Origin of the sequence: uncultured Cyclobacterium sp. (assembly GCF_963977555.1) — a bacterium.
Classification (GTDB): Bacteria; Bacteroidota; Bacteroidia; order Cytophagales; family Cyclobacteriaceae; genus Cyclobacterium.
Genome location: NZ_CAXBPD010000010.1, coordinates 21900 through 35080 on the forward strand (window position 1 = coordinate 21900; position 13181 = coordinate 35080).

A 13181-nucleotide genomic window follows, 5' to 3' on the forward strand; every position below is an offset into this window, starting at 1 on the left:
CAACCTATACCCTTTCCCCATGGCTTATAAATCAATAACCTTCTGTTATTTTATTTTACTTTTATCAGGTTTGTCATCCTGCTCAGGAAAATTAGATACAGGTTCCATAAATATTGAAAACTGGAAAAAGGACAGAAATGGTTGCTTGGGTTTGCGCTTACAGGACCTTGAAGAAATCAAGGAATTAAAAAACACCTATTTGGCCAAAAACAACCAGGAGATCATCATTACCTTTGGACGTCCAGATCGGGTGGAACTTGTGGACAAGAGTCAAAGCTTTTTTATTTATTTCTTAGAGCCTTCAGATCGATGTGGCGGAAAAATAGAAAAAGAACCCCTAAAGGTTCTTTTTCGACTGAATGCTATCAATAAGGTAAGTGAAGTTACAGTGACAACGCTTAATCCATAAAACACAAGGCTGCTGCACCTAGGGTACCTGCATCGTTTTCTAATGTAGCTTTTTCTAACTTCAAGTCACTAAGATAATACGGACTTAAATATTGATGAATTGTTTTTTCCAACTGGGGTTGAATAAATGGAAGTGCGGCAGAAATTCCACCACCAAAATAAACTTCTGTAACGTCTAGAATACGTATCGTAGACACCAATGCTTCTCCTAAAATTGCTCCAAGTTCTGCAAAAGTTCTTAAAGCGATTCCATTGCCATTTTTTGCTGAAGCAACCAACAAATGAATGCCCAATTCCTTGCCTTCCATTTCCCCAATTTCCTGAGGAAATTGCTTCATCATGTTTCCGGCCATGGTAAGTATTCCATTTCTACCTATTAAAGGCTCAAGTCGGCTGTTCCCTCTAGAGAGCATGTGGCCGACTTCCATTGCATTGCCCCTCACGCCTTTAAATACTTTTCTATCTAAAATCAATGCACTCCCTATGCCAGTGCCCAAGGTGATAAAAAGATAATTATCAGCTGTTTTTTGTTTTCCAAAATGGAATTCTCCTAATGCCGCTGCACTGGCATCATTCTCAAGGTGGAAAATAATTTCAGGGTATTTTTCTAACAGGGCATCTTTAAGTTTAAACCCATTTAGTTCTGAAATTGCAGGAATCTCTAATGTAGTGGTTCTATCTTTGCTTACCAGCCCAGGTAGCCCTATTCCAACATGTTTTACTTCAGGATATTTTTTAAGGTATTTCCCTACTACTTCCACAAAAGCGCTGTTAAAGCCTTGAGGATTTTTTCGAAGTAATGTTGTATCCTCTTTGCCAAATTGGATAATTTGTCCAAGGGTATCTATCAGTCCTATTTTTACGTGAGTTCCTCCCACATCTATGCCTAAAAACATTTCCGCTTTTTTATCCATTCTATACTCTAATCAAATTACAAGATGCTAATACCGCTTTATTAAGCCCTTTGATCGACGATAAATATTACTAAAAACCAGTTCGATCATCTAATAGTGAACAAGGCAAAAATAGCAGATTTTCCAACTAATTCCTTTATTCAATAATATAATTGATAAAATAACCTTTAAGAAGTTATCTAAACCTTATAAATGCCATCCTCTTTTATCAAAATGACCTTTTTCCGGTACAATTGTCCTATACATTGTTTGAAATGCTTCTTACTCATCCCCAATGTTTCTTTGATGATTTCAGGAGAAGACTTATCCGTTAGCGGCAAAAAGTTTTTCTCAAGCAACAAGTCCAAAATCTGCGTTGCTCCCTCATCAAATTTTTGACGACCTATCGGCGTAATGATCAAATCTATCTTATTATCCTCTCTAACTTTTTTTACAAAAGCCCGGACTGAATCTCCTATTTCCAATGGTTTGAAAACCTCATTGGCATAGATTAGCCCTTCATAAAAACCATTGATCAAAACCTTATACCCCAAATCTGTAAGGTCAAAAATCAAAGCATTTACTTCCTGCCCTGTTTCAAACCCTTTGGTGTCTGATAAGATAAAATCCTCGTATTTGCTTACCCCTATCAAACGAGACGTTCGATGGTCTACGCAGACAAACACCAATACCTTGTCTCCAGGAGCGACTGTCTGGCGCATTTCAGAATTGGGAAGAAATAAGTCTTTTTCCAGTCCCCAATCTAAAAAAGCACCTATGCTCGTAACGTCTTTTACTTCCATCACAGCAAATTGATCCAGAATGGCTGATGGATGGTCCGTCACTGCTACTGGCCTGTCCTCACTATCTGTATAAACAAATACTTCCTTAAAGTCCCCCTCCTTTTCCTCTCCATTTAGGTACCTATTTGGTATCAACAACTCATCTCCATCACTTAAAGCAAGATAAGCACCATTGTCCGTAAACCGATTGATCGGTAATGTGCTAATTAATCCTAATTCTTTCATAATTGTATTTCCGTCTGGTTTGTATTTAGCTACAAATCGCTGTAAAGGTAATGATTTTTAACAGGGATTTATTCTTGCTTTTTAAAGTAGTGATTTTTTCATTTGTTAGTAAACATATGAAATCACACTATTCAAAAAATCTCGGAAAGATTGTTTGAACCGAAATGGACATTGATTGGATGATCTGGAGGCTATTCTATTTACATTAAGTACTGCAATTCCATATAATGGATCAAAACCTTCTTTAATCTGATAATTATTTACCCTCAAAATTATTATTAACCCTATTTTAGGTTTTCTTTGTGTTAATAAAATAAATCTTTTCAAGCCAACCTATCAACATGGAGTCTATAATATACGCCGTAAATGACATAATATGGAGTAATGCATTAATTGTCCTTTGCTTGGGTGTCGGAATTTATTTTTCCATAGTTACCAAATTTCTTCAAATCCGCTATTTCAAGGAGATGATTAAATTATTGTTTGGTGGAGAATCCTCAGATAAGGGAGTCACCTCCTTTCAGGCCTTTGCCATTGCCATTTCGGGGCGGGTCGGAACAGGAAATATTGCAGGAGTTGCAGCAGCCATAGCCATGGGAGGGCCGGGAGCGATCTTTTGGATGTGGATAATAGCTTTTCTAGGAAGTGCATCAGCCTTCATTGAAGCTACTTTGGGACAAATGTTCAAAGAAATAAAAGATGGCCAATACCGAGGAGGTCCAGCTTTTTACATAGAAAAAGGCCTAGGTATTAAATGGTATGCCATTTTATTTGCTATTGCTACCATACTTAGCACTGCCTTTTTCTTACCAGGAGTTCAAAGCAACAGCATTGCCATTAGCGTGGAGAATGCTTTTGATGTACCCGTCTGGATTACAGGCATGGTCATTTGCATTTTTCTTGCCCTTATTATTTTCGGTGGCGTAAAAAGAATCGGAAAAGTGGCGCAAATAGTTGTCCCATTTATGGCGGCGGCTTATATCATCATGGCCATAATTATTATGGCCTTGAACATAACGGAAATTCCCGGAGTGATCAAATTGATTGTTACTTCTGCTTTCAATGCAGAAGCTACTTTTGGAGGAATCTTCGGCATGGCTATATCTTGGGGAATAAAAAGGGGGATTTATAGCAACGAAGCAGGTCAGGGAACGGCTCCTCACGCTGCAGCAGCTGCAGAGGTCAGTCATCCCGTAAAGCAGGGCTTGGTACAGGCATTTTCCGTGTATGTCGATACGCTTTTTATCTGTACGGCCACCGCTTTCATGATTCTTTTCACAGGACAGTACAATGTAGTCAATCCTGAAGGGGGGTTCTTAGTAGAGAACCTACCGGGTGTTACCTTTGGCCCTGAATTCACCCAATTTGCCATTAGTTCCCATTTTCCCAATTTTGGTGCAGGTTTCATAGCCATTTCCTTGGCCTTTTTTGCTTTTACTACGATCATGGCCTACTACTATATCGCTGAAACCAACTTAAGTTATCTTCAGGGTTATAAAAACAAAAAATGGCCGGTGTTTGCACTTAGGGTTTTGATTTTAGTAGCCACTTTTTACGGTACCATCAGAACGGCAGAGCTTGCCTGGACACTAGGCGACATAGGCGTAGGAATGATGGCATGGCTAAATATGATAGCGATCATATTGCTTAGAAAACCTGCCATGGCAGCATTGAAAGACTATGTGGACCAAAGGAAAAAGGGTTTAGACCCTACTTTTGACTCTAATAGTTTGGACATAAAAAACATCAAAGTTTGGGATAAAATTGATTGAGGAACTGTTCTATCCTTTAACCATTTTGCACCATTCATTTAATAGATAAAGTTTAGAAAATAAACGAATCTTATGTCCTGAATCTTTGATCGTATCAACAATTAACAGCAATTCACTTTAATTTCAAGGTCTTTTATTCCTTTTTAACTTTTGGTAAGATTATTGAAAGAGATAGATATATTTTCTTATCTTTTTAATACTAAATCTTAAACCTAAAATAAAACATGGAAAAGGTTCTTTCTCAACCAACCAATGGAAGTCTCGTTCTCCTACCTATTCTCTATATGGTATGGTCAGACACAACAATCACCAACAGTGAACACCAGGCATTTGAATCTTTTTTTAGAGCCGTAGATTGGTTGAGTGAAGAGGATAGGAAATATTTAACTGCAAAACTCGACCCAAATTCGCCCCCTTCCAGGGAGGAATTGGAACTGTGGTGGAAAACAATAAAATCCTCAGTAGACAATGCTACTACATACCCTCATCTTTCAAGTATTGGTATTGAAATTTTAAAGAAAAAGGCTCCCGAGGTCGCCCATACTTTTCCCCTTTCCAAAATAGAAAAAGAATTGGGGAACCTGGAAAACCAATTGGGTATTATTGGCAAATCTGCAACCTTGACCTTCAAGTCATCTCACGCCAATATTTCCACTTCCTACGAAACTAGAAAAGGGTTTGATACAGAAAAGTTGACTGCCCTCCTGGATGGACCCAGAAAACCTTTGATTGATGAAATTAAAGCGTTTATCTCTAGAAAAGAATTTGACTATGTAGATCCTGGCAATTTAAATGAATACAGAGAACAAGTACTTGTTTGGTGTAAAATGCTTGCTGATAAAGGCTATGGTTCCATTGGTTTCCCAAAGGAATATGGAGGGGGAAACGACATGGAAGGTTACTTTACAGTAATGGAAACCCTTAGTTATCGGGACCTAAGTACAGTAATTAAGTTTGGTGTTCAATTTGGCTTATGGGGAATGAGTGTCTTTATGCTAGGAACAAAAAAACACCATGAAAAATACCTCTCTGCCATAGGAAGCCTCGAACTACCAGGATGTTTTGCCATGACAGAGACTAATCACGGCTCTAATGTTAGGGGTATAGAGACTACAGCCACTTACAATCACAAAGAGAAAACCTTTACCATACATACTCCTCATATAAACGCCAGGAAAGAATACATTGGTAATGCGGCACTACATGGTAAAATGGCCACTGTTTTTGCAAAGCTAATGATCAATGATAAAGATTATGGTGTAAGTACTTTTATTGTTCCTTTAAGGGATGATGAAGGAAAAACCTTACCGGGTATATCTATAGCCGATTGCGGAAGGAAAATGGGCCTTAATGGAGTAGACAATGGCTTGATTGGATTTGACAAGGTCATTATTCCAAAGGAAAACATGCTGGATAGGTTTTCTTCTGTTGACGAAGAGGGCGAATTTCAGAGCCCTATTGCTAGCGATAACAAAAGATTTTTTACCATGTTGGGCACCCTGGTGGGAGGAAGAATAGGCATTCCTAGGTCCGCATTAGCGGCTTCAAAATCGGGGCTTACCATTGCCATAAGGTATGCAGACAAACGTCGCCAATTCGGACCCGATGGCACGACAGAAGTTCCGATTCTAAATTACCGTATGCACCAACGAAGGCTCTTGCCTCTTTTGTCTAAAACCTACGCCTGCCATTTTGCAATGGAATATGTAACAGACCGCTTTCTAAATAGAAAAGAGGATGAAATGCAGGAAATTGAGGCTTTGGCTGCAGGCTTGAAATCTTATGTAACCTGGCACAACACAAGTACACTACAGGAATGTAGAGAAGCATGCGGGGGCAAAGGTTTCTTGTCTGAAAATAGGATAGATGCACTAAAAAATGATTCTGATGTTTACACAACTTTCGAAGGCGACAATACGGTATTGTTACAACTTGTAGCCAAAAGTAGACTTAGCGCTTATAAGGAGCAATTTGAAAACATGAACTTGTTCACAGTGATAGATTATGTTGTGAACAAAACAAAAACATCTATCACAGAAAAGAACCCTTTGATTATTCGAAATACTGATGAAAACCACCTGATGGATCCCGAATTTCACCTTAATGCTTTTCAATACAGGGAAAACAGCATACTGAATTCTGCTGGAAGAAGATTAAAGCGACTTATGGATGAAGGGATGGACCCATTTGATGCAGTAAATGTTGCCCAACATCATCTTTTTACCTTGGGAATGGCATTCATTGAGCGCATAATACTGGAAAAGTTTATTGAGAAAATCGAACAAACTACTGATCCAGAGCTTAAGGAAGTACTCAAAAGAGTTTGTGCTCTTTTTGCCTTGTACCAGATTGAAACGCATAACGGCTGGTACCTGGAACAGGGATATATGGAAGGAAATAAATCAAAGGCCATTAGAAAAATGGTCAACCAACTCTGCTGGGATATTCGTAAAGATGCAGTGCCTTTGGTCAACGCTTTTAACATCCCGGATTCCTGTCTTTCAGCACCTATTGCTACCTAGGCTAATATATGGAACAAATCATCGTATTTGCCACACTCGGCTTGTCCCTTCTGTTTTTCATATGGGGAAAAATCCGTTACGACCTTGTCGCCCTTTCGGCTCTAATTTTACTTGCTATACTTGGTCTGGTACCCTATGATGAGGCCTTTATGGGCTTTAGCCATCCAGCTGTAATCACGGTAGCTGCCATACTTGTTGTTAGCAAAGGCCTGGAAAACTCAGGAATCGTTAATGTACTGGTGGGATTAATGGACAAGGTAGGAAACAATATCAATTTACAAATAGCTACCCTTTCCGGAGCGGTTGCAATTGCATCTGGGTTTATGAACAATATAGGTGCCTTGGCTATTTTCATGCCCGTGGCCATACAAATGGCTAGAAAACACAATTATTCGCCCTCCTTGATCTTGATGCCTATAGCTTTTGCTTCTTTATTGGGTGGCTTGACTACTTTAATAGGCACTCCGCCCAATATTATAGTATCCTCCTTCCGTTCACAAAGTGGAGAAGCAGCATTTGGCATGTTTGATTTCACTATCGTAGGGGTGGTTGTGGCAGTAGCAGGGGTACTCTTTATTTCCTTATTGGGATGGCGTTTGATACCTAAAAGAAATTCAAACCTGGCCAATGAAGCTTTGTTTAAAATTGAAAACTACATCACTGAAGTTATCATTTCAGGTAAGTCAGATTTAGAAAACAAACCCATTAAGCACATAACTGATGACAAAGAACTAGACGTAAAAGTTTTAGGGATTGTTAGAAACAAGATTAGAATCCATGCACCAAGCCCCTATTTCGTACTTACCAAGAATGACATCATTGTTTTGGAATCCAATACCGATGTGCTGGAAGAATTTGTCAATAAGTACCAGGTTAAACTTGTAGGAAATGAAGACTTTATAGCGGCCACAGAGGGTGAAAATGAAATAATTAACACAGAAGGGATTGTACAGGATAATTCTCCCTTAATAGGGCAAACGGCAGCTAGTATTCACATGAGGTCTCGCTATGATGTCAATTTATTGGCTTTGTCTCGAGGAGACAGGACCTTAATAAAAAGAATTGACCATGAGGTTTTTCGTTCAGGGGACGTTTTACTCTTGCAATTGAGAAGAAATAGCTTGTCGGATACGCTTTTCGAAATGAGGTGCTATCCATTGGCAAAAAGGAGTATAAAAATAGGCAAACCAAGACGCACCCTTTTGGCCGTTGGCTTGTTTGCTCTGTCCATTATTGCTGTTGTCATGGGATGGCTTCCTGTAGCTATTTCCTTTACACTTGCGGCAATGGGGATGGTAGTCAGTAGGATCTTGCCTTTAAACAACCTCTATACGAGTATTGATTGGCCTGTAATTGTCTTACTCGGGGCCATGATACCTGTTGGTGAAGCCTTCGAAACGAGCGGCGCAGCCAATACAGTGACAAAATTGATTTTATCAAGTTCAGACAATTTGCCTGCCTGGGCTTTGATTGGTCTTATTATGGTGACCACCATGTTGTTGTCGGCATTGATCAACAATGCCGCTACAGTTGTGTTGATGGCTCCAATAGGTCTGCAGATAGCGTCAGCTTTGGAATTCTCTGCAGATCCATTTCTCATGAGCATTGCCATTGGTGCATCTTCTTCATTTCTTAGCCCTATAGGTCACCAATCCAACACCCTTGTGCTTGGTCCGGGAGGTTATCAATTTGGAGACTATTGGAAACCAGGACTGCCGCTTTCCTTGATCGTTATGGCGGTAGGGATTCCAGTTATTTTATGGGTATGGCCTCTTTAATTTAATTTAGGCAATAGTAAGAATACAAATTGGCGGTAACATTGCTTTTTTTCACAATATTACCGCCAATAGCAACCCTTAAACCCGAAATATGCCATAGATAACCTATTACCTAGTTAAGAGCTGCGCCGTACAAAATCAGCCAATTCGTTGCTGTTTTTAATAGCTGCGCTATACTAAATCTCCAAACAGCCTGAATTGTTTTGTGATTGTGATACTTCCCGTATATGCGGGACAGGCTTTTCAAATCCTATTATATAAGCTGAGCTAAATCAGCTCATAACGATTCATCTATCAATGTTTTATATTAATAGGCTCACTTCCCCACCAATCGGCATTGGGTTGCCAGTCTTTGTTTAGAAAATCTAGTCTTTGCTTTTCTAGTTTAGGAAGCATTTCATTTTCCATTTTTTCAATGCGTTGTTGATATAAGTCCTTGTCGAATTCAGGATCTGGCTTAGGCATTAAAACGGCTTTTCGCTCTAGGTAATCTCCTAACAAAGCTGAAAGGGTTTTCTTTTTTTCTGGATTAGCTTCTGACAATTCATTCTCCTCATATGGATCCTCAGGAATTTTGTACAATTCTTCATGTCCATCTTCATAATACCTAATCAATTTCCAATCACCAACTCTTACCATCGCTGAAGGGACACCTCCTTGATTGCCATAATGCGGATAGTGCCAGAAGATAGGACGCTCCTGCAATTTTTGACCGTCAATTATTGGTTTCAAACTTGTGCCTTCAATTTCTTGAGAAATGGACACCTCACCAGAAATAAAATCTACTAAAGTAGGTAGAAAATCAGCTCCCACTACCGGATAATCTATTAGCCCCTGGGCTTGAGTGCCTGGAACCTTTATTAAATAGGGTACGCGCACCCCACCTTCCCAATGTTGGCCTTTGCCCCCTTTTACGTAAAGGTTAGACGTAGCATATGCATCACCAGCTACTACTCCCCCATTGTCAGAAGTAAAAACAATGATGGTATTCTCAGCCAAGCCTAATGTTTCGAGCTTATTCAAAACAATTCCAACCGCGTCGTCTACATATTCCACCAATCCCGCATAATTGGGATTGTCCTGCACTGTTCTGAAGGGGATTTTTTCACCCATTTCAAAACCATGCTCAGCTATTCCCATGGCTTCAGCTTTGTCTCTATATTTGGTCCATTTTTCTTTACTCGTTTGTACAGGTGCGTGGACGGCATAAAAGGACAGAAAAGCGAAAAAAGGTTCCTCTTTACTTCTGCCCATAAAATCAGCTACCTCATTTGCCAGTCTTAGGGTAAGGTTTTCACCATCTGGTCCATCTTTTAACTTGGGGTTATTATAAGGGGAGAAAAAACCACCCGAAGGAGAACCTTTGTCCCAGCCCCCAACATTTTCATCGAATCCATGGTCTTCGGGATAATTGCCCTCATCCCCAAGATGCCATTTCCCTGCAAAAAAGGTCTTGTACCCATTGGCTTTAAATGCTTCTGCTAAAGTGGTGCTTTCCTTTGGAAGATGATGAATATAATCTGCTGGAAGCATTGGATCATGCCTTTGATGTTCTCTCCATGTCTCACCTGCTTTAGCACCAATCCAGTCTGTAATCCCATGACTGGATGTAAACTGACCGGTCATTATAGTGGCCCGCGCCGGGCTACACACCCTACTGCCTGAATAGCCATTGGTAAATTGAAAGCTTCCCTTTGCCAACTTATCTATATTGGGCGTTTCATGAAAAGTGGATCCTGCAAAACCCAAATCTGCATATCCCATGTCATCTACCAGGATAAACAGTACATTGGGCGCCTTCTCTACTTCTTCAGAAGCACATGAGGCCAGTCCTAAACTTATCAAGCATAGGAATACTAAGCTTATTTTCGAAAAATTGATCATTATTTATAATCTTGTTGACTTAATTGGTTACTTATTCAATTCGGAAGCATACAGCTTAAATACCGGATTTGGGGAATGATTGGCTTCCATCAATGCTTTGAAAGACACGACCAAATCTGGATGTTTATCTGCGATATTATTCTCCTCAGAAGGATCTTCTTCAAGGTTGTACAATTCTATAGGAGGATTGTCATCTTTTCTTAGATTAAGCCTAATGGCTTTCCAATTGTCTTTCCTTATGGCCTGCTTTCCTCCTTGTTCAATGAACTCCCAGTACAAGTACTCATGACTTTTTTGGTCTTCTTTGTTTCCTGTAAGCACTGGCGCGAAAGAAATGCCATCCGTATTTTCAGGTAGTTCACTGCCAGTAAGCGCAGCAACCGTAGGGTAAATGTCCCAAAATGCGGAAATATGGTCCGTTTGGCCAGGAGCAATTTTTCCAGGCCAATTGGCAATCATTGGCACCCTAATCCCTCCTTCGTACAAGTCTCGCTTGTAACCTCTCCATGGTCCATTGCTGTTAAAGAAATCAGGATCAGCTCCACCTTCCTTGTGAGGGCCATTGTCAGAAGTGAAGATAATCATGGTGTTGTCCCGTATTCCTAATTCTTCAAGCTTGGCTACAATTTCTCCCACTTGTTTGTCGAGTAACTCTACCATGGCAACAAAAGCAGCGCGTGGCTCTTCCTGAGACATGTAGCCACCAATTTTATAATCTTTCCCTTCATCAACTCCCTTATAAGGTGTTTCTTCAAACCTATCCTTGTAATTCATCATAATATCCTCAGGCACTATCAATTCTGCATGCGGAATTATGGTAGGGACATAAAGAAAGAAAGGGTTATCACTATTGTCCGATATAAAATCCAAAGTCTTCTCATGAATAAGTGTTGGACCATAATCCCCTAAATTGGTACCTGCATTCCCTTCTAATACCAATGAATCTTGATTGTCCCATAGGTGGAAAGGGTAATAATTATGTCCCATTCGTTGGCAATTGTAGCCAAAAAATACATCCACACCCTGTTTGTTAGGGTCTCCTTCAGAACCTGGATACCCGAGTCCCCACTTCCCAAATGCACCTGTGGTATAGCCAGCGGCTTTTAAAGATTCGAAAATGGTAAAGACCGAATCAGGCAAAGGATATTGACCTTCAGGTTGAATTTCATAATTGCCCCTAACAGGCGCATTTCCTGTGTGAAGTCCAGAAACAAGGGTGCTTCTTGACGGTGCACATACAGTGGATCCAGAATAATGCTGGTTGAAAAACAAACCTTCTTTAGCCAGTCTATCAATATTTGGAGTGGCGATGTGCTCCTGTCCATTGAAGCCTAAATCTCCATACCCTAGGTCATCTGCAAGGATGTAAATGATGTTTGGCTTAGTTGGGGAGGATTTACTTGTAGAAGTATTCTGCTGCTGTTTTCCACAGCCTGCCAGTAGCATTACTGTAAAGCCAAAACTGAAAAATAAAGTAAACTTGTTCATAAATCTTGATGCTATTCAAAAGGTAAATTGAGCTATTGAAATAAACCGGCTTATGCGATAGGAAGTTATTGCATAAGCCGGTTTATAAGGCAAATTACATATTCTTTTGAATAATTAAAATGACCGACTAGGCAATTACCTTTTTGTGTGCGGCTATATAGGAAGGTTCTAACGTTATTCCCAAACCAGGTCCAGTTGGGACTTCTACCGTTCCATTTGTACTGGAGATGTTTGAAGAGGCACTTTCCAAAGGGATTTCATTGTTGAAACCTTTGAACTCATGATAGGGCCCTGCATTGGGAAGCGCCGATACAAAATGCATCATGTAAAGGTAGCCTAATCCGGAACCTGAAATATGGGGTATGCAGCTTTTACCTTGTGTGGCTGCCATTCTAGCCACTTTCATAGAACGGATCATCCCACCAAAGTAAAAAATATCAGGTTGTACAATGTCAAGTGCGTCATTTTTTATAAGCCACCGGAAATTTCGCATGCTGGGTTCCTGTTCTCCTCCTGCTACTGGAATTTTTATGGCATTTGTTACCTTGAGCGTGTCTTCATACCAATCAAAAGGAACTGGTTCTTCGTAAAAATCATAATTGTATTCTTCCATTATCTTGCCAATTCGAATGGCTTCCTCTGCCGTATAGGATCCGTTCGAATCTGCATAAATAACCATGTCGGAACCAAATCTCTCTCTCACCATTGGAATCAACGCCTCGGACCTCCCTGCTGGAAAATCCAGATTGTTACTCATTCTACCCCCTACTTTAAACTTTAATGCTTTGGCAGCAGTTGCCCTAACTTGATCCTCAATAAGTCCTATAGATTCTTCAGCAGATTTGCCACGAAAATTGTTGGCTTGATAAACGGCAATTTTTGGATGATGAATTTCACCCAACATTTCTCCCATGCTTTTATTGGCCATTTTTCCTAACAAGTCCAAAACAGCAAATTCGAGGGTAGCCAATGGCACCCATAAAGCCAGGTTCTGTAACTTGTAATTGCTCTGAAATACATATACTTCCTCTATCAACTGCTCCCAATTCCTTGCATCCTTGCCTATAAAAAAAGGTTGGATACGATTTACGAATATTGGATAAAGGTGTATCATCTGCATATTGTTACTTACCGATATACCTTCTGCCCCATCATTGGACCTTACCCTGCATAAAAAGTTATTTTCTTTTCTTAATAATTCTATAGACTTTATCCATACAGGTGCAGTAAAGCTGGTAAGGTTCAAAACCGGCGCATTCAAAGCCCTGTCTATTGCCTCATCTTGAAGAAACTTAAATTCCCTTTCGGCCTTGCTTAAGGCATTTATTCCAAATAGTCCTAAGGCAGAGCCTATAGCAGTTTTTTGAATAAACTTTCTCCTTGCTTTGTACATAATTTAAGGCAGTAT

The 13181-nt window shown here is 40.0% G+C and carries 9 protein-coding genes; 4 read left to right on the forward strand and 5 right to left on the reverse strand.

Annotation, left to right across the window (positions count from 1 at the left end; genetic code table 11):
- Positions 1 to 19: 19 nt before the first annotated feature.
- Positions 20 to 409, forward strand: coding sequence for a hypothetical protein (locus AAC073_RS13775; RefSeq protein ID WP_339924360.1), 390 nt, complete (start codon positions 20 to 22; stop codon positions 407 to 409).
- On the opposite strand, the gene AAC073_RS13780 is transcribed toward AAC073_RS13775, so the two are convergent.
- Together AAC073_RS13780 and AAC073_RS13785 are read right to left on the reverse strand one after the other, a co-directional pair.
- Positions 399 to 1322: an ROK family protein gene (locus AAC073_RS13780; protein ID WP_339924361.1), complete on the reverse strand. Its 924-nt coding sequence runs from the start codon at positions 1320 to 1322 to the stop codon at positions 399 to 401. The genes AAC073_RS13775 and AAC073_RS13780 overlap by 11 nt on opposite strands.
- Before the next feature lie 179 nt (positions 1323 to 1501).
- Positions 1502 to 2329 (reverse strand): S1-like domain-containing RNA-binding protein, encoded by an 828-nt coding sequence (locus AAC073_RS13785; RefSeq protein ID WP_339924362.1) that lies wholly within the window; start codon positions 2327 to 2329, stop codon positions 1502 to 1504.
- A 341-nt stretch (positions 2330 to 2670) separates the two neighbouring features.
- On the opposite strand from AAC073_RS13785, the gene AAC073_RS13790 reads away from it, so the two are divergent.
- The 3 genes from AAC073_RS13790 to AAC073_RS13800 all read left to right on the forward strand — a co-directional run bounded on the left by AAC073_RS13790 (position 2671) and on the right by AAC073_RS13800 (position 8401).
- Positions 2671 to 4101, forward strand: coding sequence for an alanine/glycine:cation symporter family protein (locus tag AAC073_RS13790; RefSeq protein WP_339924363.1), 1431 nt, complete (start codon positions 2671 to 2673; stop codon positions 4099 to 4101).
- 224 nt (positions 4102 to 4325) lie between these two features.
- On the forward strand, positions 4326 to 6623 hold the full coding sequence (locus AAC073_RS13795; RefSeq protein ID WP_339924364.1) for an acyl-CoA dehydrogenase: 2298 nt from the start codon (positions 4326 to 4328) through the stop codon (positions 6621 to 6623).
- 8 nt (positions 6624 to 6631) lie between these two features.
- Positions 6632 to 8401 carry an SLC13 family permease gene (locus AAC073_RS13800; RefSeq protein ID WP_339924365.1) on the forward strand — a complete coding sequence of 590 codons (1770 nt, stop codon included), beginning with the start codon at positions 6632 to 6634 and terminating at the stop codon, positions 8399 to 8401.
- 294 nt (positions 8402 to 8695) lie between these two features.
- On the opposite strand, the gene AAC073_RS13805 is transcribed toward AAC073_RS13800, so the two are convergent.
- The 3 genes from AAC073_RS13805 to AAC073_RS13815 all read right to left on the reverse strand — a co-directional run bounded on the left by AAC073_RS13805 (position 8696) and on the right by AAC073_RS13815 (position 13166).
- Positions 8696 to 10285, reverse strand: a complete 1590-nt coding sequence (locus AAC073_RS13805) for a sulfatase (protein WP_339924366.1) — start codon at positions 10283 to 10285, stop codon at positions 8696 to 8698.
- Positions 10286 to 10312: 27 nt separating this feature from the next.
- Positions 10313 to 11773 carry an arylsulfatase gene (locus tag AAC073_RS13810; RefSeq protein WP_339924367.1) on the reverse strand — a complete coding sequence of 487 codons (1461 nt, stop codon included), beginning with the start codon at positions 11771 to 11773 and terminating at the stop codon, positions 10313 to 10315.
- Positions 11774 to 11900: 127 nt separating this feature from the next.
- Positions 11901 to 13166 (reverse strand): mandelate racemase/muconate lactonizing enzyme family protein, encoded by a 1266-nt coding sequence (locus AAC073_RS13815; RefSeq protein ID WP_339924368.1) that lies wholly within the window; start codon positions 13164 to 13166, stop codon positions 11901 to 11903.
- Positions 13167 to 13181 lie beyond the last annotated feature (15 nt).